At 47.9% G+C, this 24,485-nt stretch carries 20 protein-coding genes; 14 read left to right on the top strand and 6 right to left on the bottom strand.

What is annotated here, in order from left to right:
- Positions 1-216 precede the first annotated feature (216 nt).
- On the bottom strand, positions 217-1,728 hold the full coding sequence (locus DFP81_RS17035) for a YifB family Mg chelatase-like AAA ATPase (RefSeq protein ID WP_115899092.1): 1,512 nt from the start codon (positions 1,726-1,728) through the stop codon (positions 217-219).
- A 113-nt stretch (positions 1,729-1,841) separates the two neighbouring features.
- On the opposite strand from DFP81_RS17035, the gene DFP81_RS17030 reads away from it, so the two are divergent.
- Positions 1,842-2,057 carry a TIGR02450 family Trp-rich protein gene (locus tag DFP81_RS17030; RefSeq protein WP_115899091.1) on the top strand — a complete coding sequence of 72 codons (216 nt, stop codon included), beginning with the start codon at positions 1,842-1,844 and terminating at the stop codon, positions 2,055-2,057.
- 22 nt (positions 2,058-2,079) lie between these two features.
- Here the strand turns inward: DFP81_RS17030 and DFP81_RS17025 are convergent, their stop codons facing one another.
- A complete protein-coding gene (locus DFP81_RS17025; RefSeq protein WP_115899090.1) occupies positions 2,080-2,334 on the bottom strand; it encodes an accessory factor UbiK family protein in 255 nt (84 codons plus the stop codon).
- Positions 2,335-2,825: 491 nt separating this feature from the next.
- Here DFP81_RS17025 and glnK point away from each other — a divergent pair, with 491 nt between their 5' ends.
- The 4 genes from glnK to radA all read left to right on the top strand — a co-directional run bounded on the left by glnK (position 2,826) and on the right by radA (position 7,669).
- Positions 2,826-3,164 carry a P-II family nitrogen regulator gene (gene glnK, locus DFP81_RS17020; RefSeq protein WP_115899089.1) on the top strand — a complete coding sequence of 113 codons (339 nt, stop codon included), beginning with the start codon at positions 2,826-2,828 and terminating at the stop codon, positions 3,162-3,164.
- 39 nt (positions 3,165-3,203) lie between these two features.
- Positions 3,204-4,469 carry an ammonium transporter gene (locus DFP81_RS17015; RefSeq protein WP_115899088.1) on the top strand — a complete coding sequence of 422 codons (1,266 nt, stop codon included), beginning with the start codon at positions 3,204-3,206 and terminating at the stop codon, positions 4,467-4,469.
- Between the two features lie 190 nt (positions 4,470-4,659).
- The gene (locus DFP81_RS17010; protein WP_115899087.1) at positions 4,660-6,198 is read left to right on the top strand and encodes a bifunctional GNAT family N-acetyltransferase/carbon-nitrogen hydrolase family protein; all 1,539 of its coding nucleotides are present in this window, start codon (positions 4,660-4,662) and stop codon (positions 6,196-6,198) included.
- Between the two features lie 82 nt (positions 6,199-6,280).
- Positions 6,281-7,669 (top strand): DNA repair protein RadA, encoded by a 1,389-nt coding sequence (gene radA / locus DFP81_RS17005; RefSeq protein WP_115899086.1) that lies wholly within the window; start codon positions 6,281-6,283, stop codon positions 7,667-7,669.
- On the opposite strand, the gene DFP81_RS18530 is transcribed toward radA, so the two are convergent.
- Positions 7,653-8,000: a DUF1289 domain-containing protein gene (locus DFP81_RS18530; protein WP_115899085.1), complete on the bottom strand. Its 348-nt coding sequence runs from the start codon at positions 7,998-8,000 to the stop codon at positions 7,653-7,655. The two genes, radA and DFP81_RS18530, sit on opposite strands and share 17 nt — an antisense overlap.
- A gap of 34 nt (positions 8,001-8,034) precedes the next feature.
- Positions 8,035-8,649 (bottom strand): COG3904 family protein, encoded by a 615-nt coding sequence (locus tag DFP81_RS16995; protein WP_115899084.1) that lies wholly within the window; start codon positions 8,647-8,649, stop codon positions 8,035-8,037.
- A 280-nt stretch (positions 8,650-8,929) separates the two neighbouring features.
- Here DFP81_RS16995 and DFP81_RS16990 point away from each other — a divergent pair, with 280 nt between their 5' ends.
- Positions 8,930-10,006: a GGDEF domain-containing protein gene (locus DFP81_RS16990; RefSeq protein WP_181903129.1), complete on the top strand. Its 1,077-nt coding sequence runs from the start codon at positions 8,930-8,932 to the stop codon at positions 10,004-10,006.
- A 17-nt stretch (positions 10,007-10,023) separates the two neighbouring features.
- Here the strand turns inward: DFP81_RS16990 and DFP81_RS16985 are convergent, their stop codons facing one another.
- Entirely contained in the window at positions 10,024-11,514 is a 1,491-nt protein-coding gene (locus DFP81_RS16985; RefSeq protein WP_115899082.1) for a CoA-acylating methylmalonate-semialdehyde dehydrogenase, read from the bottom strand.
- A gap of 169 nt (positions 11,515-11,683) precedes the next feature.
- On the opposite strand from DFP81_RS16985, the gene DFP81_RS16980 reads away from it, so the two are divergent.
- From DFP81_RS16980 to DFP81_RS16965, 4 genes are all read left to right on the top strand, one after another.
- Positions 11,684-12,589 carry a LysR family transcriptional regulator gene (locus DFP81_RS16980; RefSeq protein ID WP_115899081.1) on the top strand — a complete coding sequence of 302 codons (906 nt, stop codon included), beginning with the start codon at positions 11,684-11,686 and terminating at the stop codon, positions 12,587-12,589.
- Positions 12,590-12,875: 286 nt separating this feature from the next.
- Positions 12,876-13,988: an efflux RND transporter periplasmic adaptor subunit gene (locus DFP81_RS16975; RefSeq protein ID WP_115899080.1), complete on the top strand. Its 1,113-nt coding sequence runs from the start codon at positions 12,876-12,878 to the stop codon at positions 13,986-13,988.
- Positions 13,989-17,066, top strand: coding sequence for an efflux RND transporter permease subunit (locus DFP81_RS16970; protein ID WP_115899079.1), 3,078 nt, complete (start codon positions 13,989-13,991; stop codon positions 17,064-17,066). It begins immediately after the preceding gene.
- Positions 17,067-17,131: 65 nt separating this feature from the next.
- Positions 17,132-18,115, top strand: coding sequence for a LysR family transcriptional regulator (locus DFP81_RS16965; RefSeq protein ID WP_115899078.1), 984 nt, complete (start codon positions 17,132-17,134; stop codon positions 18,113-18,115).
- Between the two features lie 45 nt (positions 18,116-18,160).
- Here the strand turns inward: DFP81_RS16965 and DFP81_RS16960 are convergent, their stop codons facing one another.
- Positions 18,161-18,382 (bottom strand): DUF1653 domain-containing protein, encoded by a 222-nt coding sequence (locus DFP81_RS16960; RefSeq protein ID WP_115899077.1) that lies wholly within the window; start codon positions 18,380-18,382, stop codon positions 18,161-18,163.
- Positions 18,383-18,554: 172 nt separating this feature from the next.
- On the opposite strand from DFP81_RS16960, the gene DFP81_RS16955 reads away from it, so the two are divergent.
- From DFP81_RS16955 to astB, 4 genes are all read left to right on the top strand, one after another.
- Positions 18,555-19,568, top strand: a complete 1,014-nt coding sequence (locus DFP81_RS16955; RefSeq protein ID WP_115899076.1) for an arginine N-succinyltransferase — start codon at positions 18,555-18,557, stop codon at positions 19,566-19,568.
- Positions 19,569-19,654: 86 nt separating this feature from the next.
- A complete protein-coding gene (gene astA, locus DFP81_RS16950; protein WP_115899075.1) occupies positions 19,655-20,689 on the top strand; it encodes an arginine N-succinyltransferase in 1,035 nt (344 codons plus the stop codon).
- Positions 20,690-20,751: 62 nt separating this feature from the next.
- Entirely contained in the window at positions 20,752-22,224 is a 1,473-nt protein-coding gene (astD, locus tag DFP81_RS16945; protein ID WP_115899074.1) for a succinylglutamate-semialdehyde dehydrogenase, read from the top strand.
- Positions 22,225-22,320: 96 nt separating this feature from the next.
- A complete protein-coding gene (gene astB / locus DFP81_RS16940; protein WP_115899073.1) occupies positions 22,321-23,667 on the top strand; it encodes an N-succinylarginine dihydrolase in 1,347 nt (448 codons plus the stop codon).
- Positions 23,668-24,485 lie beyond the last annotated feature (818 nt).

Raw genomic sequence — 24,485 nt, 5'->3', positions numbered from 1 at the left:
GTCGTGTTGCTTGTTTTACACGTCAATACGCGCAAAAAGTCGCAGACACTTTTTAAGTCATTATTATAAGAAGCTGAAAGGTAAACACCCCAAAAGGTGACACTACCAACCAGTGGCTAGGGATTGTACCGAATAGGTTAAATGTATCAATATGTAACGATAAGATTAAATTAGGTAATCAAATCACCCCGCTAAGCCGAGTGCTAGCCGGTGCGGCTAATTCGTTATTGCACCGGCTAAGGTTTTCTCCATTTTTCGATAGCTTAACGATTCCATCAAATGGGGGCGCCCTACTTTGGTGTTACTGAGGTCGGCTAAGGTCAGTGCCACTTTTAACACTCGGTGATAAGCCCGAGCAGAGAGTTTTAATGATTCTAACGCTTGCTGCATAAACAACTTATCCTCCTCGCTCAGGGCACAAATCGTTTCCAGTTGTCGGCCAGACAAATGCGCATTTTGCACCCCCTGACGAACTCGTTGTCTTGCCACGGCTTGTTCAACGCGCAGCCGAATGGTCTGACTGTCTTCGCCTTCCTCTTCGGCATTCACCAACACACTGGAAGGTAAAGGAGGCACTTCTACATGCAAATCAATACGGTCCAAAAAAGGCGCCGAGAGTTTCTTTAGGTACTTTTGGCTGGCGCTAGATTGATAGTAATCTTGCTCTCCCGTATAAGCTTCATTGCTCGCGTTCATCGCCGCTACCAGCTGAAATCGAGCCGGAAATGTTACTTGCCCACGGGCTCTCGAAATATGCACCTCACCATTTTCCAACGGCTCCCGTAACACTTCGAGCACCTTACGATCAAACTCCGGTAGTTCATCCAAAAACAAAACACCACAATGGGATAAAGACGCCTCACCCGGCTTAGGAACCGAACCACCGCCCACCAAAGCAACCGCAGAACAAGAATGATGCGGAGAGCGAAAAGGACGTTCAGACCAATGCCAATCCACCCCCATTTTTCGCCCCGCGACCGATTGTACCGACGCCACCGCAAGCGCCTCTGCTTCTGTCATGGCAGGCATAATACTTGGCAAGCGTGAAGCCAACATGGTTTTACCCGTCCCAGCAGGGCCAATAAATAACAGGTTATGACCACCTGCCGCGGCCACTTCCAAGGCACGACGCGCTTGGTATTGGCCTTTTACATCGCGCATATCTTTATGCTCCACCCAGTAATCTAGGTCGGGCTTGGTGACACAATGGGGTAAAGCAGACAGCTTAAGCAGGTGGGCGGTAACTTGGGTTAAATTGGCGGCAAACACAGCGTCTCCATCTACTAAGGCCGCTTCCGATTGATTGTCTTCAGGCAAAACAAGCTGACGACCCGCTTGCTGGCAGGCAATAGCAGAAGGCAACAGACCCGGCACACCTCGAATGTCACCCGATAAGGCCAACTCACCAATAAATTCAAATGGGCGTAAGTTGGTTTCACCCAGCTGCCCCGAGGCCGCTAAGATGCTAATCGCGATGGCGAGGTCATAACGACCGCCTTCTTTTGGTAAATCTGCTGGGGCTAGGTTAATCGTGACCCGTCGAGTAGGAAACTCAAAACGGCTATTGATGATGGCACTGCGTACACGATCTTTCGATTCTCGCACCGCCGCCTCTGGTAAACCCACTATATTGAGCGCCGGGAGACCATTTGAAATATGGGTTTCTACTGTTACCAGTGGCGATGCCACACCCACTCGGGCACGGCCGTAAATTGTCGCTAGACTCATGATCACTCCTTGATCTTTTATCAAATCGAGCCATCCAGCTCGATAAAGACGACGTATAACGCTTAAATAACGTCTTTTTATTTCATTTACTCTTGCCGATTAAGGGAGCCGACATGCATCAAATCAACCCACAAAAACTGCTGCTATCTAAATGGACATCCATTGCGCCACAACAAAAAGAGAAACACTTTATTGTTGTTAAACTCATCAAAGATGAGCAAGAGACCGTGCTTGAATGTGTGCTTGAAGCCGTGCTAACGCGAACCCAGTACACTCTTCCTTGGCGCGACCTAAAATCTACTGAACATTGGCGCCAAGGCTGGCACTAGACTGCTGCCAGCCTTGCCAGGTTTATTCCCCGTCGATCTCCGTTTGCTTTTCCATCTCTGCAATGCGCGCTTCTAATTTGGCCAAACGCTCGCGGTACTTAACCAGCATAGCCGCCTGGATATCAAACTCTTCACGCGTCACTAAATCCATCTTAGTTAAGGTGTTTTTTGCTACCTGATGGAGTTGCGCTTGGATTTCTTCTTTTGGCAGCTTGCCAAGCATATCGGCGGTTTGTTCTAAACCCGACCCCAATTGCTTAATAAATTGATCGATCATAGGACCCTCTTACTTCATGCTATTTACGCCATAGTATAGAAGCCTGTACTACCTCTGTCTTGGGTAATCCAACGAATGTGGCGTTTTAAATGACAAATCCAAGGAAGATCAGATCTTCCTCATGCTTAGTTTTCGTGCAGTGAATATGCAGCCTTGCCCCTTTATGCACAAGATCAGACTTTAAACCCGCTATTTTTATTTATTTCAGCATCCTAGTTTTCATTTTAAGAGCAACCAGATAAGTCATATAAACGGGCACCCCATAGTAATCCAGAGACAAAGCGCACCAAATAAATGCAAGCTAACGGCGCACACTGGTTGTTTTTTGCACCAAAAATGGTCGAGGGCAATTCTTTTTGCTTCCTTATTTCCAACGCTTTATTGGCAAACCCTTATAATATCGGCACCTTACAGATATGGCACGCATATTGAATAAGCATTGATACCTGCGATACAGACAATAAGACAGACTTTTAAAGGAGACTGTGGGTATGAAGCTTATAACTGCCATCATCAAGCCATTTAAACTCGATGATGTTCGAGAAGCGCTTTCTGAAATCGGTGTACAAGGTATTACCGTGACAGAAGTGAAAGGATTCGGACGTCAAAAAGGTCACACAGAACTATACCGTGGCGCAGAATATGTTGTGGATTTTTTGCCAAAAGTAAAAATCGAACTGGCGATTGCTGACGACATGACTGACCAAGTTGTTGAAGCCATCTCTGATGCTGCTAACACTGGCAAAATCGGCGACGGTAAGATCTTTATCGTTAACCTTGAACAAGCGGTTCGTATTCGTACCGGTGAAACTGGCGAAGACGCGGTTTAACACACGTTCGAATCTTATTAGCCTTTAGGGGGGCGAAACATGCAAGATCAAATTTTTCAATTACAATACGCAATGGACACCTTTTACTTCTTGGTGTGCGGTGCATTGGTTATGTGGATGGCAGCAGGATTTGCCATGCTAGAAGCGGGCTTAGTTCGCTCTAAAAATACAACAGAAATTCTTACTAAAAACGTCGCTTTGTTCGCCATTGCCTGCATCATGTACTTCGTTTGTGGGTACTCCATCATGTATGGCGGCACATGGTTCTTATCTGGTATTCAAGATGTAGATACTGCAGCAACATTAGCGGATTTCGCAGCTCGTGAAGGCGGCTTTGAAGGCGGCTCTATCTACTCAGCAGCGTCTGACTTCTTCTTCCAAGTTGTGTTTGTTGCAACCGCTATGTCGATCGTTTCTGGTGCCGTTGCTGAGCGCATGAGACTTTGGTCATTCCTTGTTTTTGCGGTTGTTATGACTGGCTTTATTTACCCAATGGAAGGTTCTTGGACTTGGGGCGGTAATTCTGTCTTCGGTATGTTCAACCTTGGCGACCTTGGTTTCTCGGACTTCGCAGGTTCCGGTATCGTTCACTTAGCAGGTGCTGCTGCAGCGCTAGCAGGTGTATTGATTCTTGGCGCTCGTAAAGGCAAATACGGCCCTAACGGTGAAGTTCGTGCCATTCCTGGTGCTAACCTGCCACTTGCGACGCTAGGTACTTTCATCCTTTGGTTGGGTTGGTTCGGTTTCAACGGTGGTTCTGTGCTTAAACTGGGCGATATCGCCAGCGCAAACTCTGTTGCCATGGTGTTCTTAAACACCAACGCAGCCGCTGCCGGTGGTGCTGTTGCGGCACTACTACTAGGCCGTATCTTATTCGGTAAAGCGGATTTGACTATGCTACTAAACGGCGCATTAGCGGGTCTTGTGGCGATCACAGCTGAGCCTTCTACGCCATCAGCACTGGGGGCTACTTTAATCGGTGCCGTAGGTGGTCTAATCGTGGTTGTCTCTATCCTGACACTAGATAAATTGAAAATCGATGATCCAGTGGGTGCGATTTCAGTTCACGGTGTGGTTGGTATCTGGGGTCTTCTAGCAGTCCCTCTAACTAACGACGGCGCTTCTTTCTTCGGCCAAATCGCTGGTGCTATCACCATCTTTGTTTGGGTCTTTGTGGTCAGCCTGATCGTATGGCTTATTATCAAAGCAATCATGGGTGTACGTGTTAGCGAAGAAGAAGAATACGAAGGTGTTGACCTTTCTGAATGTGGTATGGAAGCATACCCAGAATTCAACAAAAGCTAAGCACTTGTGTTAACGCGCTGACGGCGCGTTAACCGACCTTCTTTAGCAAATTATTACTAAAATAAAACCTCGCCACACGGCGGGGTTTTCTTTTTTCTGGTAAGCTATTTCGCACATTTTCTCAGTTTCTAATCGGCCGCATTTTCCCGTCCTCAAGTACGACGCTCTGCTGCACTAATAAGGAGTTACCATGTCTGAAGATATGCACTTAAAGATCCGTAATTTAACCACAAGCGATTACGATCAAGTCAAAGAGCTGATGGATGATATCTACGATGACATTGGTGGTGCATGGCCAAAGCTGACCATTAACAAATTGATTTCTGATTTCCCTGAAGGGCAAATCTGTCTCGAAGACCATGAAAAAATCGTTGGCATTGCGCTCTCGGTTCAAGTCAGCTACCAGCGTTTTAGTAACCCCCACACCTATGATGACTTAATTGGCCAAAAAGAAACCATTCTGAATGACCGTAATGGCGATGCCATGTATGGCTTAGACGTTCTGATTCACCCAGAATACCGTGGCTTTCGCCTCGGTCGCCGCTTATACGAAGCACGCAAAGAGCTATGTCGACAGCATAACTTACGCGCCATTCTCGCAGGCGGCCGCATCCCTAGTTACTACCAACATTCAGACGAACTGTCGCCAGCAGAATATCTAGAAGCAGTACGCGAACGCAAAATCTATGACCCTATTCTGTCGTTCCAATTGTCGAATGATTTCCAAGTCACCCGACTACTAAAAAGTTACCTACCAGAGGACGAAAAATCAGAAGGTTATGCCACCTTACTGGAATGGAAAAACATTTTCTTCGAACCCGAAACTACGGTCATTGAGTCCCGCAAAACTCAAGTCCGCATTGGCGCTGTGCAATGGCAAATGCGCGAAGTAGAAAGTGTCGATGAACTGCTAAAACAAGTGGAGTACTTTGTCGATGCGGTCTCCGATTACAAAAGTGATTTTGCGGTGTTGCCGGAATTTTTCAACGCTCCACTAATGGGGTTAAGTCCAGACCAAAGCAACCAAACCGAAGCGATTCGCTTTTTGGCCAGTTTTACCGAGCGTTTTAAAACTGAAATGTCGCAAATGGCGGTCAGCTACAACATCAATATCATCACTGGCTCCATGCCGATAATGGAAGATGAGACGGCGTATAATGTCAGCTACTTATGTCGTCGTGATGGCACGGTAGAAGAACAGAAAAAAATCCATATCACGCCCCATGAGCGCCGCGACTGGGTCATTCAAGGCGGTAATGAACTTCGCGTTTTTGATACCGATGCAGGCCGCGTAGGCATCTTGATTTGTTACGATGTGGAATTTCCGGAACTGGGTCGATTATTAGCCCATCAAGATATGGACATCTTGTTTGTTCCATTCTGGACAGACACTAAAAATGGTTACTTGCGAGTGCGTAATTGCGCCCAAGCTCGGGCCATTGAAAATGAATGTTACGTGGTAATTTGTGGTAGCTGTGGCAACCTGCCACAAGTAGAAAACTTGGACATCCAATACGCCCAAAGTGCGGTATTTTCACCCTCGGATTTCTCCTACCCACACGATGCGATTATGGCAGAAACCACCCCTAACACAGAGATGATCATGTTCTCTGACTTGGACCTAGACAAACTAAAACTGACCCGCAGTGAAGGTTCAGTGAATAACTTAAAAGACCGCCGTACTGATTTGTACTCGGTAAATTGGACGCGTGAGATCATTACCAAATAACTCGGTATTGTCTTTATTCTCACGACTGGTACACCCAAAGCCTGCTTCACAAAGCAGGCTTTACGACTAAAAAAGACTCTCTATGGCTAAAGCAAAAACAGCGTTTGTATGCAATGAATGTGGCTCCGACTACGCCAAATGGCAAGGCCAATGCCAAGCCTGTGGCGCCTGGAACTCCCTATCTGAAATCCGCTTAACGTCCAGTAAAACCTCGGCACGAGTGGCAGCCAACCAAGACCCTCGCTATCAAGGTTATGCTGGTGCAGTCACCGGTATTCAAGACCTCTCTGACGTCGACTTAGGCGATGTGCCGCGTTTTAGCTCAGGAGCCAATGAATTTGACCGTGTATTAGGTGGCGGCCTAGTGCCTGGTGGTGTGGTGCTGATCGGCGGACATCCAGGAGCGGGGAAAAGTACCCTACTACTGCAAACCATGTGTTGGCTGGCACAACAGCAAGACGCGCTCTATGTCACCGGTGAAGAATCCTTACAACAGGTGGCCATGCGTGCACAGCGCTTAGGTTTGCCCACTAAAAACCTAAAAATGCTGTCCGAAACCAACGTCGAAAGTATTCTTACCATTGCCCAACAAATTAAACCCAAGGTAATGGTGATCGACTCGATTCAGGTCATGCATCTGGATGGCATCGAGTCGGCTCCCGGCAGTGTATCCCAAGTACGAGAAAGCGCCGCGGTGTTAACACGCTTTGCCAAGCAAACCCAAACTGCGGTGTTATTGGTTGGCCACGTGACCAAAGACGGCTCACTCGCAGGCCCGAAAGTTCTCGAACATATGGTGGACTGTTCGGTGTTGCTGGAAGGCTCGGAAGACTCTCGTTTTCGCACCTTACGCGGCATGAAAAACCGCTTTGGGGCGATTAATGAATTGGGCGTATTTGCCATGCTGGAAAATGGCTTAAAAGAAGTGAAGAACCCCAGCTCTATCTTCTTAAACCGCAGCAATCACCCTGCCGCTGGTAGCTTGGTGATGGTGGTGTGGGAAGGCACTCGCCCCTTGCTGGTCGAACTGCAAGCCTTGGTCGATGAATCCGCGCTAGGCAATCCAAGACGCGTCACGGTCGGCTTCGATCATAATCGCCTCGCCATGCTACTAGCTGTCTTGCACAAGCATGGTGGCTTGCTCACTTCCGATCAAGATGTGTATTTGAACGTAGTGGGCGGCGTCAAAGTATTGGAAACCAGCGCCGACTTAGCCGCCATTGCGGCGGTGGTGTCCAGCTTTCGAGACCAAGTCTTGCCTCATAACTTGGTAGTACTTGGTGAAGTGGGGCTATCGGGAGAGATACGCCCTGTGCCATCAGGCCAGGAGCGTATTAGCGAAGCGGCAAAACACGGTTTTATCAAAGCGGTTGTGCCTAAAGCCAATTGCCCGAAAAAACCCATTCCAGGCATGGAAGTCATTGGTGTGGATCGGCTATCTGAAGCGCTCGACGCTATTTTTGATCGCTAACGCGGTCTGCTTCAGGGTCAAACGCTTCCCGAGTGAGTTCAAAAACCTCACCTTCAGCCCCTTGCTCTAGGGGCGCACCGCTCTCCTCTTCCATTCCGTAAGGAAGCGCTTTGGAAGAGTCGCTTTGCAGCCGCTTCTGACGCGCTTTTAACAACCGCTGACGACGCTGGCGGCAGAGTTCTAATACCTGATGCCGGCTTTCATTCGACAAAGAGTGCCAATGAAAGCGCTCTTCTCGACTGCGTAAACAGCCTTTGCAAAACCCTTTGGCACTGTTTTCACATATTCCGCGACAAGGGTTTTCAATGGTAAACAGTTCTATTTGTTCCATCTCGCCTCCTCGCCAATAGCAGAGTAAAACCAGTCTATTCTGTCACCAGCTGGTAATCGTAGATTTCTTCTGACGATAAAAAATAAATTCGGTTCGCAGGCGCGGCTTGAATCGAAAACCAATAAAAGCGCTCTGATACCCCCATTTCAAGGTAAAAGTTTACATAGGTCGCATGCACTGGGTTCACTTTATTCAGGCTATTCGCCTGGGTACCTATGTTATCTGACCAGGCATGAACCCCCACACCAGCACCGGCACCTATGGTGCGTTCAACCCCACCTAAAAATAGATCAACCCCACCAGATAAGACATAACCAGTAGGCACAATGTGCGTATTTAAGCCTAGGCGTCGAATTAAGCGGGCGCCTTCCATCGTCGCTTGCTGATCATCGGTACCGGGCACATCCACCAGCATAATGTCCGTAACATTCGGATGCTGGCGAACCATTTCGGTTAACCGTTGCGGTAAATCGGCTTCTAATACACCCGACAAAAAGGCCATGTTGTTCTTCACATAAATAGTCAGTTTGCTTTCTATGGGAACAGGCTTAGGTTTAACCTCTTGACTAGAACAAGCAACCAAAAACAAAGCAAACAGTACCGGAGACAGTGTTACCCACCGATTAATACTGAGTTTTATATCATTCATCTCACACCTCATGCATGAAATAACACCGATACTGCCCTAGCAAGAAAGCGAAACAGCCGGCAATCAGGGCGAAAGTCATTTCAGACACCATTAAAAACAAAAGAAAAACATAAAAATACATAAAACCATCAAAAAAATATTGATTTATGCGATTTTATTTGGCTATTTAACACCTGATTAACATACAATTACACTTCAAAACAAAATTACTACCAAAGCAATGAGAAATAAAGCAGGAAGCTATCGTGCTTGGTTATCCAGTATAACAATGCGGTTAACAATGAACATACATCCTGCTTCAGCCAGCTTTGCCAATAACATAAAGCAAAAGTCCTTTATTTTTAATATTGCGTCCTGTTGCGGTGCTTCAGTTCACCTTGTCTTTATTTTTCTATTTGTTTATATAGAACAAGACTTTCTCGCTTGGTTCAATATTGCCAGCGTACTGCTTTGGCTCTCCACCCTCTACTTTAATAAATGCCAGCAGCATGCCATATCTGCTTCTATTATGTGCGGCGAAATTATTGCCCATGCATTTTTAGCCACCAAATTATTAGGTGCTGACGCAGGCTTTCAATATTATTTGTGGCCCATGGCTTTGTTGATTGTCGCTGTGCCTGTGTTGCCAACGGTGAGCTCAGCCCTGCTGGGCATCACCAATATGATCGCATTTGGTGTTTTTTCTGTGCTTTTTAGCCAGCCTATACCGGGCCTTGCCCCCCATTATTTTGGCCTTTATATTTTTAATACCATCTTTGCCAGTGTGCCTTTCATTATTATCGCGGCGATTGCGCGCTGTTTATTTGAAAATCAGTTTCTAAAGATTTCACAGCTTGCTGAGCATGATGAATTAACCAAGCTTTACAACCGACGTTTTGCGCAACGCCTGTTGCAATATTATTTTTCACGAGCAAGATGCGGCACTAAAACCTTTTGTATTGCCCTCGTTGATGTGGATAATTTTAAAAAAATAAACGACGAACTGGGCCACGATATGGGCGATGAGGCACTTATAAAAATCTCTCATTACTTATCAAACAGTTTAAGAGAAAAGGACATTTGCTGTCGCTGGGGTGGCGAAGAGTTTCTCTTTGTTTTCCCTAATACCCAGATAGAAATGATCCATAAACGGCTGGAAGAGATATGCCAAAAAATGCCCAAAGACGTCAATATAGACCAATGGCATACCCCAATAAGCTGCAGTTTTGGCCTGATCCAAGTACAAGAAGAGGAAACCTTAAAAGAAGCGTTTAAGCGCGTAGATTGCTTACTTTATCAAGCCAAAAATAATGGCCGCTACCAGGTGGCTAGCGACCATATACAAGACAGCACTCGCTGTGAAGAAGCACTTATCTAGCGGCTATCATGCTGCCACTAAGACGGAAAAGCAAAACTCTTACCTTCTCGCACACCCGCCGAAGGCCAGCGCTGAGTAATGGTTTTGCGTTTGGTGTAGAAACGCACCGCGTCAGGGCCATAAGCATGCAGATCACCAAACAAAGAACGTTTCCAGCCACCAAAACTGTGATAAGCCACAGGCACTGGTAAAGGCACATTGATGCCCACCATGCCCACTTCAATATGGTCTGAAAAATATCGCGCCGCTTCACCGTCGCGGGTAAAAATACAGGTGCCATTACCATACTCATGGTCATTGATCAGCTGCATGGCTTGCTCCATGGTGTCCACTCGAACCACTTGCAGTACAGGACCAAAGATTTCTTGCTGATAACTGTCCATTTCTTTGCTGACGTTATCAATCAGAGTAGCGCCGACAAAGAAGCCATTTTCATAGCCTGCGATAACCGGATTACGGCCATCAACCACCACTGTGGCACCTTGCGCTTCTGCGCTGTCGATAAAGCCAACGACCTTGTCTTTGTGTTCTTGAGTGATCACTGGGCCAAAGTCATTGGTCTTATCAGAGCATTCGCCCACTTTTAGTGGAGCCATGGCTTCTTGCATTTTTGCCACTAGGGTATCGCCCGCCTCTTGACCAACAGCAACGGCCACAGACAGCGCCATACAACGCTCTCCAGAGGAGCCAAACGCCGCGCCTAACAGCTGATTGACCGTGTTATCCATGTCCGCATCTGGCATCACAATGGCGTGGTTTTTCGCGCCGCCTAATGCTTGGCAACGTTTGCCATTGGCACTGGCAGTGGAGTAAATATATTCGGCAATCGGGGTAGAACCGACAAAGCTGACCGCTTTAACGTCTTTCGAGGTAAGTAATGTATCTACTGCCTCCTTGTCACCATTGACGACGTTCATTACGCCAGCTGGCAAACCCGCTTCGTGTAATAGCTCAGCAATGAAAAGCGCAGTGCTTGGGTCACGTTCTGATGGCTTAAGCACAAAGGTATTGCCACACACAATGGCCATTGGGAACATCCACAAAGGCACCATGGCAGGGAAGTTAAACGGCGTAATGCCCGCCACCACACCGAGCGGCTGAAACTCGCTCCAAGAGTCGATGCTCGGACCCACATTTTTAGAAAACTCGCCTTTTAGCAACTCTGGAGCACCGCACGCATACTCTACGTTTTCAATGCCACGCTGCAGTTCGCCCGCGGCATCATGGCAAATCTTGCCATGTTCAGCGCCAATCATCGCGGTAATCTTATCCGCATGTTGCTCAAGCAGCTCTTTGTATTTAAACATCACCCTAGCGCGTTTTATTGGCGGCGTATTACGCCATGCTGGGTACGCGGCTTGAGCCGCTGCAATCGCCTCTTCAACGGTTGCCTTAGGAGCGATCGCCACTTGCTTGGCTACCGCTCCAGTAGCAGGATTAAAGACGTCTTGGGTTCGTGACGCCTGATAAGACAGCTGACCACCAATTAAATGTCCGATCGTTTCCATGAGCACTCCATGAGGTTAGTTTAAAGTCGTGTTTAGATCACTATGTGCGCTTTACGACAGGCGCGATTGACTTCACTATGCCAAGCCTAATAGATTAATAAAACACAAGTTCATTAACTTTTAGTTAAGTGATTAGTTAACCATTACTTAATTTTAACCGAGTACCACAATGAATAAATTCCAAGGTCAGGTAAGCGATGCTGATTTGCGCATTTTGCGCATTTTTAAAACCGTGGTGGAATGCGGCGGCTTCTCTGCCGCTGAGGTCGACCTCAATATCAGTCGAGCGGCCATTAGTATCGCCATATCCGATCTGGAAGTGCGTTTGGGGTTTCGTCTTTGTCAACGAGGTCGCTCGGGGTTTTCCCTTACCAATGAAGGCAGCCAAGTTTACGACTACACCCTACAACTGCTCTCGTCATTAGAAGATTTTCGCACTCATATCAATGCCTTACACCAACATTTAAAGGGCGAGCTCAACATAGGGATTACCGACAACCTAGTCACTCTGCCTCATACTCGCATCACCCGCGCTCTGGCCGCATTAAAAGACAAAGGCCCCCAAGTAACGATAAATATCCGCATGATTCCCCCCACAGAGGTGGAACGCGGCGTGCTCGATGGCCGCTTGCATGTGGGGATTGTGCCGGATTTAAAAATACTCAGCGGTTTAGAATATCGACCTTTATACGAAGAGCGCTCGTTCTTGTATTGCAGCGACACTCATCCGTTATTCCATGAAGACGAAAAGAAGATTCGCAAAGCCGATTTAAAAGACTTTGATGCGGTTCTGCCAGCTTATGCCCAAACGCCCGACACCAAAGCTCAACACCAGCCGCTAACCTCAAGCGCCACCGCCACCGACCGCGAAGGCATTTCCTTTCTTATTTTAACCGGCCGCTATATTGGTTTTTTACCAGACCATGTGGCCGCCTCCTGGGTGCGAGACGGACGAATGCGGGCGATTTTGCCCAACGAATGCCACTATATTACCCAGTTTTCTGCCATTACTCGTAAAGGCGCCCGCGCTAATCTGGTGCTGGAAACCTTTATCGAGCAGCTCGACAACACTTAATAATACAAAGCGCTGAGCACTAAGCATCAAAGCCATTCCCCACAGGCCAGTGGCTCGTTTTAGTAAAGCTGCGGTTGATCAAGGCGTCTTGCTACTTTTCTCGATACAATCACGCCTTAAATTCTTGAGCGAAAAGAAGCTGCGCATAACTTTTGAATTGAATACCTTCGCCAAGATATGAATTTAAGCTATATCTTAAATATAGAATTGAAAATTTATACTTAGGCGATAGAGATATAAAATAAAGTTATCTGATATTTTTTTCTTGGTTTTTACGGAGCAATGAATGAAGCGCTTTAAACGTAAACAATATGGTCCTCTTGCCATACTCGGTTTGTCTCTTTTATTAACAGCTTGTTCTTCCGACAACGAAGACGCAAACCTAGCAAAAGAGGTTGTTCGTCCCGTTAAACTCATTACCATAGGTTCTACGGAAGCCATCAATATTCGCCGCTTTCCTGGCGAGCTAAAAGCCAGCCAAGACGCAGACCTTGCCCTACGTGTTGGTGGTCAGCTGATCAAGCTTAACGTGGTCGACGGTCAACGAGTGAAAAAAGGCGAATTACTGGCTGAGCTAGACCCTACTGACTTCAAGCTGGAAGTGGAACTCGCTCAAGCCAATCAAGATTTGGCCAAAGCACAATTCGATCGCACACAAATCATGCTAAAACGTAATGCCACCAGCAAATCTCAATTTGATGAAGCGAAGGCCACCTTAGCACAAGCAGACAACGCCCTCGAAAGCGCCAAGAATCAACTCAAATACACCAAGCTTTATGCCCCTTTTGATGGGGTTATCTCCTCTACCAGCACAGAAAATTTCCAGTATGTTAGTGCGACCCAAACCCTGATGCACATTCAAGACCTTGATAATCTCGAAGTCGAATTTCAAGTGCCTGAAAGCCTAGTCGTCAGCATAAAATCTGCGCAAAACCACTACCAACCTAAAGTGCTGGTAGACGTTGCGCCAGATGCGGTCTACCAGGGTGCTTATAAAGAGCACAAAACCATGCCGGATCAATCCACCATGGCCTACGATGTCACCCTTAGCTTAATTCGCGAGGGAGCAAAACAACACACCCTACTACCAGGTATGACGGCCAATGTGGACATGGACCTAAGCAAACTGCTGGGCGTCACCAAACACATAGTGGTACCCGTTGAAGCTGTGGTGCAAACCGAAGACCCAAACACAGGTGAAGCACAAAGCACCGTTTGGGTCTATCAAGCCGACAACCAAACCGTGACCAAAAAGGCCGTGGAGTTGGGCGCGCTAAAAGGCTCAATGATCGAGATTCGCTCAGGCTTAGAACCCGGTGAGCAGATCGTTGCTGCAGGAGTAGATGGCTTAACCGCAGCGATGAAAGTACGCCCATGGACTCGTGAGCGAGGCTTATAAGTGAATATTGCAGCTTATTTTATTGAGAAAAAAGTCACCAGCTGGATGGTCACCCTGATCCTTTTGATCGGTGGCGCCCTGGCGTTTACCAATCTTGGGCAGTTAGAAGACCCTGAGTTCACCATCAAAGATGCGCTGATCATCACCTATTACCCAGGTGCGTCTCCAGAACAGGTGGAAGAAGAAGTAACTTACCCTATTGAGCAGGAGTTGCAAAACCTCGCTTATGTGGACGAGATTAAATCCCTCTCGAAGGCTGGTTATTCTCAGATCACTCTGACCATTAAAGACCAATATCGCGCCAAAGAACTCAAGCAAATTTGGGATGAAGTGCGCAAAAAAGTTAACGACATGGCGGGCAGCTTTCCCAGCGGCGTTGGCACCCCAAACATCCTCGATGATTACGGTGACGTATACGGTGTGATGCTGGCGGTACACGGTGACGGCTACCGTTATAAAGACTTAAAAAACTACGTAGATTACGTCAAACGCGAACTGGTGTTGGTTGATGGGATTGCCAAAGTGACGGTGGCGGCTGAGCAAGACGAGCAAGTTACCATCGAAATATCACGGGCAAAATTAGCCAATATGGGCATTGCACCCAGTGAGCTACAGTCGCTATTAGCCAACCAGAACAGTGTCTCAAATGCCGGTAAAGTCAAAGTCGGCAGTGAATACATTCGCATTAACCCAACCGGCGAATTTAAAGACATTTCTGAACTGGAAAATCTGATCGTCGGTACGCCGATCAACGGCAAACTGATTCGCTTAAAAGACATCGCGACGATCAAGCGTGAATACGTCGACCCTGAAACCCACATTGTTAATTTTAATGGGGCGAAATCCCTGTTATTGGGGATTTCCTTCTCCTCCAATGTAAACGTGGTGAACGTGGGTGAAAGTTTAGAAAAACGCATTGATGAGCTGACCTACCAACAGCCAGTTGGCATCAGCATGGAGCCGATTTATTTCCAATCAAAAGAAGTAGAACGCTCTGTTTTTAACTTTCTATTAAACTTGGCGGAAGCGGTCGGCATCGTTATCTTGGTACTGCTGATCTTTATGGGAATTCGTTCCGGATTGCTGATCGGTCTTATTTTGCTGCTAACGATTCTTGGCACCTTTATTGTCATGGATTATTTCAGCATTAACCTACAAAGGATCTCGCTCGGTGGTTTGATTATCGCCCTTGGTATGCTGGTAGATAACGCCATTGTGGTCACCGAAGGCGTATTGATTGGCCTCAAGCGCGGCATGACCAAGCTCGAAGCCGCCAGCGCCGTGGTAAAGCAAACCAAATGGCCATTATTAGGCGCCACCGTGATCGCGGTTACCGCGTTTGCTCCGATTGGCCTATCCCCCGATGCGGTGGGGGAATTTGTCGGCTCTCTCTTTTACGTACTGATGATTTCTTTGCTGTTAAGCTGGATCACTGCGATTACGCTAACGCCTTTCTTCTGCGATTTATTCTTTAAAGAAAGCATCGCAGAAGGTGAAGATGACGCAGCTGAAGACCCATACAAAGGCTTCTTATTTTCTGGCTATAAATGGTTGCTCGACAAAGCATTGCGTTTTCGCTGGGTCACAGTGGCACTCTTGATTGGCGGTTTGGTAACCGCTGGCTGGGCGTTCCAGTTCGTTAAGCAATCTTTCTTTCCGCCTTCTTCAACGCCAATGTTTTATATGGACGTGCAAATGCCTGAAGGCACGCACATTGAAGACACCTATAATACGGTACGGCAGATTGAATCTAAGCTGTTGAAAGACAAGCGTATTGAGTATGTTGCTTCGACCACAGGTCAAGGTATGCTGCGCTTTATGCTGACTTATACGGCTGAGCAAGCGAACTCCAGCTATGCTCAGTTTATCATTCGTACCCACAGCCAAGAGGAGATTCCTGGATTATTGAACGATCTGTATTACCAGATGAAAGAACAATACCCAGGCCTTGAAGTGAAGCTAGAAAGGTTGCAGCTTGGGCCTACTAGCGGCTCTAAGATCGAAGCCAGAATCAGCGGCCCAGACCCTGTGCTACTGCGTAAATTCAGCGCTCAGATCAAAGAAATATACCGTCAAGATGGCGCGTTAGAAAGCATCAAAGACGACTGGCGTCAGCCAGTTAAAGTGCTACGTCCGCTGTTTAACGATGCCCAAGCTCGCCGCCTTGGGATCAGCAAAACAGACCTAGATGATGTGCTATTAACCAACTTTAGTGGTTCGCAAATTGGCTTGTATCGCGAAGGCACAGACCTGTTACCCATCGTTCAACGAGCGCCACTTAACGAGCGTGTCTCGATTGATCAGATCCGTGATTTACAGATCTACAGCCCAGCATCTGGTTCTTATGTGACTTTATCCACTTTAGTGTCTGGCTTTGAAACCGTATGGGAAAACCCGATCATCGAACGTCGTGATCGCAAACGTACCATTACCGTGATGGCCGACCCGAACATCTTAAGCGACGAAACCGCCATGGCCATTTTTGCCCGTATCCGCGGGCCAGTGGAAGCCATTCAGTTACCACCTGGCTACGCTTTAGAGTGGGGCGGTGAATACGAAAGCAGTACCGATGCTCAAGCGAATATCTTCAAGGCATTGCCAATGGGGTATTTGTTTATGTTTATCATCACCATCTTGCTGTTTAACTCGATCCGCGTGCCATTAACCATCTGGTTCTGTGTGCCTTTGGCGCTGATTGGCGTGTCGACTGGGTTATTAGCCATGAACTCCGCCTTTGGTTTTATGGCACTGCTCGGTTTCTTAAGTTTGTCTGGTATGGTGGTCAAAAATGGCATAGTACTGGCCGACCAGATTAACTTTGAAAAAGAGCAAGGCACGGAATTGTATGAAGCGATTTTCATCTCTTCGGTGAGTCGTGTGCGTCCGGTTTGTATGGCTGCCATCACCACCATATTGGGGATGATTCCTCTGCTTTATGACGCCTTCTTTGAAGGTATGGCGGTGGTTATTTCGTTCGGTTTGGGCTTCGCAACAATCCTTACTTTAATCGCTGTTCCTGTGTTTTATGCCATATTGTTCCGTGTAAAATACCGAAAACGCACAGATTTTGAATCTTAAAATCTTGCCTAAAGCACGGTGATCACTCGATCACCGTGCTTCGTATGGAATAAGTAGAGAACACTATGCAGTTAGACGACGTGCTAAAACTCGACATCAAGATCTTGGTCGCCTTTATGACTATCATGGAAGAAGGCAGCGCTTCTCGCGCCGCAAAACGCCTTGGCGTTACCCAGCCTGCGCTCAGCAAAAACCTGCAAAAACTTCGTGAATTGTTTAAAGACCCGCTCTTCACTCGCCAAGCCTATGGCTTAAGTCCAACCGCCAAAGCCGTCGAGTTAAGCAACCAGATCCACCCTATCTTAAGCTCACTTTCAGAGCTTATGACGCCCAGCGTACTTGACCTGAAAACGCTGCAACGACGCTTTTGTTTGCGGGTCGACGAAGGGGATTTAGAGAATTTTATCGAGCCACTGTTGGCGTCTTTGCATGACGACGCACCCGGTTTGCGCCTATCGATTAGTGGCTGGGGAGAAGAATCACAGTTTGAAGACTTGATGTCAGGCACTGCCGACCTCGGCATTATGCGCATCACAAACACACCAGGCAACATTCGCAGCAAGCTGATTGGTTATATGGAAGCCTGTATCATCTTAAGCGAATCACACCCCCTATTTCACCGCGATGAAATCTCTCTGGAAGAGCTGCTCCAGAACCGAACCGTGACTCATCACTTACGCAACCACCAAGAATCCACCTTTCAAAATACCGCGAACAAGCTGAAACAGAAAGGCTATGACATAGAACCATCATTAGAAACCGATAGCCTGATGGTTGCCATGCAAGCAGTAAAACGCGGCATGGCGCTGGTCGCACCACGCCCGATTGGTAAACTCTTTACCGATGTCATCTGTGACCAGAAAAACACCTATCCAACCAAGGTTCTGCCGATTCCCAAAGAAGTCATTGAAGTGGACGAATACAATGGTCGCCACCCTATTCATATCTTTTGGCACGAGCGCTCAAACAACGACCTCGCCCACCGCTGGCTACGGGAAAACATTATTCGCTTTATGCGCGAATGCCCTTGGATGCACCTTCCAGATTAGCCCACTACCAAGAAATGCCACTTAATAGACAAATAAGCTAGGCTTTTATCCTGCGTTTTTCTCAGCTCTTAGCCATTCAAAACGCGGGATGCTTTCCCCTCCTACTTCGACCTGCTCTGAAAACATAGTCAAAGGTCGCGCCCACCAGCCAAAATCACCATACAAAGCCTGATAAATCACTAACTTTTCTTCTGTTTCACTGTGCGTCACAACACGCTCAACCCAGTACTCCGCGCCTTTATAGTGACGATAGATTCCCAGCTTCATAAACCACCTCTTTTATTAAAAATCGACCTTTTTATACCAATAACCAGAATATTAGGTCGCTATTTGAAAACTAGACATCTATTTAACAACCTAGACTTAGGTAATAATAGCGATCTAATTTGCATTCTTTGTGATCAATCACGTTTTACTAATCAACAACACAAGGCTTTTTATGTATCTCGTACGCCCCGTGGATTTTGGTGACCTTCCTGCTCTCGAGCGCCTCGCTCAAGAAGCCGGCATAGGTATGACAAACTTTCCTGCGAATCGCGAGAGACTGAATGACAAGATTGCCTCTTCGCGCCGCTCTCTACAAACCGATGTGGTTCAGCCAGGTGACGAATCCTACTTATTTGTCCTTGTGGATACCAGTACAAATACCATCGTTGGTACCTGTGGTTTAGAAGCCATGGTGGGCATAGATACGCCATTTTACAGCTACCGTATTGATGAAGTGGTGCACGCCTCTCCACAACTGCAAATTCACAATCGTATCTCGGCTTTATTTCTGTGTCATGACTACAGTGGCACGAGCCGCTTAATGTCGCTGGTGGTGGATAAAGCGCATCAAAACGCCACCGCATTGGCCCTGTTGTCGCGCGCTAGATTGCTATTTATCGCGCGCCACCCTGAGCGTTTTACCAAACGTTTGTTTGTCGAATTACGCGGCGAGAGCGATCGTCACGGTTATTCGCCCTTCTGGGATGCGCTGGGTAAACACTTTTTCACCATGGATTTTAAAAAGGCGGACTACTTATCAGGAGTCAGCAACAAACACTTTATTGCTGACCTAATGCCACGTTACCCCATCTATGTGCCGACGCTGCCGGAAGCCGCACAAGAAGTCATTGGGGTACTGCATGAAGACTCTGCCAAAAGCACGGATATTTTGCTCGCAGAAGGTTTTGAGTTCCGTGGCTATGTGGATATTTTCGATGCGGGACCAACGCTCGAAGCGCGTTCAGAAAACCTCACCACAGTGAGCCAGCAACGCATCGGCAAAGCCCTCATCCAGCCAGATTCTTTACTCGGCAAAACGCACCTTATTTCGGCCGGTCACTTAGAAGATTTTCGAGTGACCGCCGCGAAAGCTGAACCGCAGGCCGCGGGGCTAGCCATAGAAAAAGACACCCAAGAACGCTTACAGATTTCTTCTGGCAGCCGGATTCAGTGGGTTGTACTTTAACAAGACAGACTTTAACAACGACTTACTTCAACGACATGCTGTAATGCCTTAAATGGTATGAAGATATTTTAACGAGGATTTTTATCATGATGGTTATCCGCCCAATTCGCCAAGAGGATCATGCCTCTCTCTATCGGCTTGCAGAAAAAACCGGTGTTGGCTTTACCTCTTTGGTAGCCGACGAGGCCATTTTGCAAAGAAAAATAGACACGGCGGTTAGCTCTTTCGCGAAAGAAACGATTGAGAAACCAGATACTGAAGACTACCTAATGGTGCTCGAAGACACAGAAACAGGCGATATTGTCGGCACCACAGGCTTGCTAGCTACAGTGGGTTTAGACGAGCCCTTCTACAGCTATCACCTAGGTACCATTACCCATTCCTCCCGTGAGCTTGGTGTGCACAACATTATGCCCACCTTGGTGCTAAACAACGACTACACCGGCTGCAGTGAAGTTTGCACATTATTTTTAGAAGAAAGTTACCGCCATTCAAAAAATGGCCAGCTTTTGTCAAAAGCACGCTTTATGTTTCTAGCGCAATTCCCTGAGCGTTTTACCGACAAGATCTTTGCCGAAATGCGTGGCGTTAGTGATGAAAATGGCGTCTCACCATTTTGGGAAAGCCTTGGCCGCCACTTTTTCTCCATCGACTTTGACCGCGCCGACGAACTGACCAGCTTAGGCAGTAAGCAATTTATTGCTGAATTGATGCCGAGCAACCCAGTGTACGTAAACCTACTGAGTCAAGAAGCCCGCGAAGTACTGGGACAGGTCCATAAAAGCACAGTGCCAGCACGCCGCTTGCTTGAGCAAGAAGGCTTCCGCTATGAAAATTACGTGGATATTTTTGATGGCGGCCCAACCATCGAAGCCCGCGTACAAGATATTCGCGCGGTGCGTAATAGTCGCCTTTGCCTTGCTAGTATTGGCGAGCCTAAAGGTGCTGGAGAAGGCATTCACTACCTGGTTTCCAATGCCAAGGTACAAGACTTCCGCTGCATTCTGATTCAACGTTCAACACCGCCAGGCAGCGCCATGACCTTGACCCAAGAAGAAGCCGAACACCTAGCCGTGACTAATAAAGAACCCGTTCGCGTGGTAGAGCTGTCTCCTTATTAATAAGGAGACACACCGCTCAACCCGCAACCTAAAGACACCGTCTACCCATAATAGGAGCCCACATGAAACAAGCTCATTACATCAATGGACAATGGATTCAAGGCGAAGGCCCACTGTCTCGCTCGATCGACCCTGCCGATGCCAGCCTAGTTTGGCAAGCGAACAGCGCCAGCGAAAGCCAAGTAGATCAAGCAATTAAAGCCGCACGCAGCGCGTTTCCTAGCTGGGCGAATCGACCTCGTGCTGAGCGCATCGAGATCATCGAAACCTTTGCCGGCCTAGTCAAAGAGAACAGTGAAGCCATTGCCACCGTAATCAGCCGTGAAACGGGCAAACCCATTTGGGAAACACGCACCGAAGCTGCTGCTATGGTCGGTAAAGTCGCGATTTCGCAAAAAGCCTATGACGAGCGTACGGGTGAGAAAAGCAGCCCAATGCCAGGCGCTACTGCACGCTTGCGCCACCGCCCTCATGGTGTGGTTGCGGTCTTTGGCCCTTATAACTTCCCTGGCCATTTACCCAATGGACACATTGTTCCAGCACTGATTGCTGGCAACACCATTGTTTTCAAACCCAGCGAACAAACGCCAGCTACCTCTGACTTGATCATTCAATTATGGGAAAAAGCGGGACTTCCAGCTGGTGTACTCAACCTAGTTCAAGGCGAGCGTGATACTGGGGTTGCCTTGGCAAACCACCAAGGCATCGACGGCTTATTCTTTACCGGCAGCCCACAGGTAGGTCACATTTTACACAAGGATTTCGCAGGTCATCCAGGTAAAATCCTTGCCTTAGAAATGGGCGGAAACAACCCATTACTGGTTTCAGAAAAAGTGGCGGATCAGCGCGCTGCGGTCCATGAAATCATTCAATCCGCCTTCCTATCTGCCGGACAACGCTGCACCTGTGCACGCCGACTGCTATTGCCAAAAGGCGCAGTAGGCGATGCGATCTTAGAAAAACTACTAGCCGCAACCAAAGCGCTACGCATTGATCGCTTTGACGCTGAAGAAGCGCCATTTATGGGCCCTGTGGTCTCTGCTCAAGCTGCAGATGGCTTACTGCAAGCCTACAACAAACTCGTCGGCCTAGGCGCTAAGCCTTTGCTGGAAATGACTCGCGGCGACACCAATACTGGCTTTGTCACACCGGGCATCATAGACGCTACCGAGATGCTGGATACGCTTCCAGACCAAGAATACTTTGGCCCTTTGTTGACCGTGGTACGTTACGACTCGCTGGATCACGCCATGCAAGTAGCCAACAACACCAGCTTTGGCTTGTCGGCGGGCATCTTGTCGGATGAGAAAGACGAGTATGAATGGTTCTTGCAACACAGCCGTGCTGGCATCATTAACTGGAACCGCCAAACAACTGGCGCCTCCAGCGCCGCACCATTTGGTGGTACCGGCGCCAGCGGCAACCACAGAGCAAGTGCTTACTACGCTGCAGACTATTGTGCTTACCCAGTTGCCAGCATCGAAGCTGACAGCCTATGTATGCCAGAAAAGTTAGGCCCAGGATTAACTCTGTAAGCCACCTTATCGCCGCGTGTGGCCGCTTTGCCACGCGGCCACACGCGGCTATCCCATACACGAAAAGACACACAGATTTAGAATATCGAGGTAATCATGAACCATGCGACAGAAGCCAATTTTGATGGCTTAGTGGGACCGACCCATAACTACAGCGGCCTTTCTTTTGGTAATGTCGCGTCTTTAAACAACTCAGCACGACCTTCCAACCCGAAAGCCGCGGCCAAACAAGGCCTGGTTAAAATGAAAGCCTTAGCGGATTTAGGCTTTGTACAAGGGGTGCTAGCGCCTCACGAACGCCCTCATATTCCTAGCCTGCGTCGCCTTGGGTTTTCTGGGTCTGACTCAGAAATATTGGCACAGGCCGCAAAACACGCGCCTAAAATATTGGCTGCCGTAAGCTCCGCGTCATGCATGTGGACCGCCAACGCCGCCACGGTTTCACCAAGTGGTGACACTCAAGATGGCCGCGTACACTTTACTCCCGCCAACCTTGTGAATAAATTTCACCGCTCCATCGAGCACGAAACCACAGGGGCGATTTTAAAAGCGACGTTCAAAGACGAAAAACACTTTGCTCATCATTCCGCATTGCCAAGTGTCGATCATTTTGGAGACGAAGGCGCCGCTAACCACACCCGCTTTTGCGACCAATACAACGAACAAGGCATCGAGTTTTTTGTCTATGGTATGTCGGCGTTTGATATGTCATCACCTCGCCCTGCGAAATTCCCAGCGCGTCACACATTAGAAGCGTCCCAAGCCGTCGCCCGTAGCCATGGTTTGACCCCATCACAAGTGGTCTATGCACAACAAAACCCTGACGTGATAGACGCTGGCGTATTCCACAATGACGTCATCGCAGTGGGCAACCGTAATGCGCATTTTTACCACCAAGAAGCCTTTCTCGACACAGCGAAAATGAAGCAAGACTTGTTGGCTGCGTGGGGTGAACGTGCCTCAGAATTTCATTTAATTGAAGTGCCAACAGACGCCGTGTCTGTGCAAGATTGCATTCAGTCTTATCTGTTTAATAGCCAACTATTAAGCCGTGGCGACAACGACATGGTGCTCGTCGTACCTGGCGAATGTGAAAACAACCCAGCCGTATGGGCCTACTTAAATAGTCTAGTCGCAGGCAACTCACCGATTACAGAAATCAAAGTCTTCGACCTAAAACAAAGCATGAGCAACGGCGGCGGACCTGCTTGCCTGCGCCTTCGAGTCGCCCTAACACAAGCCGAACAAGCCGCACTCAACCCAGCCACATTGATGAACGACACACTGTTTCAACGATTAAACACCTGGGTAGACGCACACTACCGCGACACACTACACGAAGCCGACCTCGCCGACCCACAACTGCTCATCGAAAGCCGCACCGCACTCGACGAACTCACCAAAATCTTAGAATTGGGATCAGTCTACGAGTTTCAAAAGTAATCCAAAACCGACCATCGCCAAACAACGATGGTCGGTAATGAAAACAACAGCCATAGCGTATAGAGCACCATAAGCGAAGCTACTAAACTAGCTCTAGATCTGGGTCTTGTAGGTTGCCCTTTAGGGCAAATACCACGGAGTAGACGAATCAATCACACGAGACACGTGCGATCAACGTGACCGCTCTTCAACGAAACTACTAAACTAGCTCTAGGCTTGGGTCTTGTAGGTTGCCCTTTAGGGCAAATACCACGGAGTAGGTGAATCAATCACACGAGACACGTGCGATAAACGTGACTGCTCTTCAATGAAACTACTAAACTAGCTCTAGGCTTGGGTCTTGTAGGTTGCCCTTTAGGGCAAATACCACGGAGTAGACGAATCAATCACACGAGACACGTGCTATCAACGTGACAGCTCTTTAACGAAACTACATACCACGATCATCACCTCCGCGGCGGGCACTCTTTTTTAGGTATGACGACCCACAAAGGCAAATTCAACGGAGTAGACGAATCAATCACACGAGACACGTGCGATCAACGTGACTGCTCTTCAACGAAGCTAGTAAACTAGCTCTGGATCCGGGTCTTGTAGGTTGCCCTTTAGGGCAAATGCCACGGAGTAGACGAATCAATCACACGAGACACGTGCGATCAACGTGACTGCTCTTCAACGAAACTACTAAACTAGCTCTAGGCTTGGGTCTTGTAGGTTGCCCTTTAGGGCAAATGCCACGGAGTAGACGAATCCATCACACGAGACACGTGCGATCAACGTGACTGCTCTTCAACGAAACTACTAAACTAGCTCTAGGC

Source organism: Marinomonas pollencensis (assembly GCF_003387375.1).
Lineage (GTDB): Bacteria > Pseudomonadota > Gammaproteobacteria > Pseudomonadales > Marinomonadaceae > Marinomonas > Marinomonas pollencensis.
This window is presented reverse-complemented; position numbering and strand designations above follow the sequence as displayed.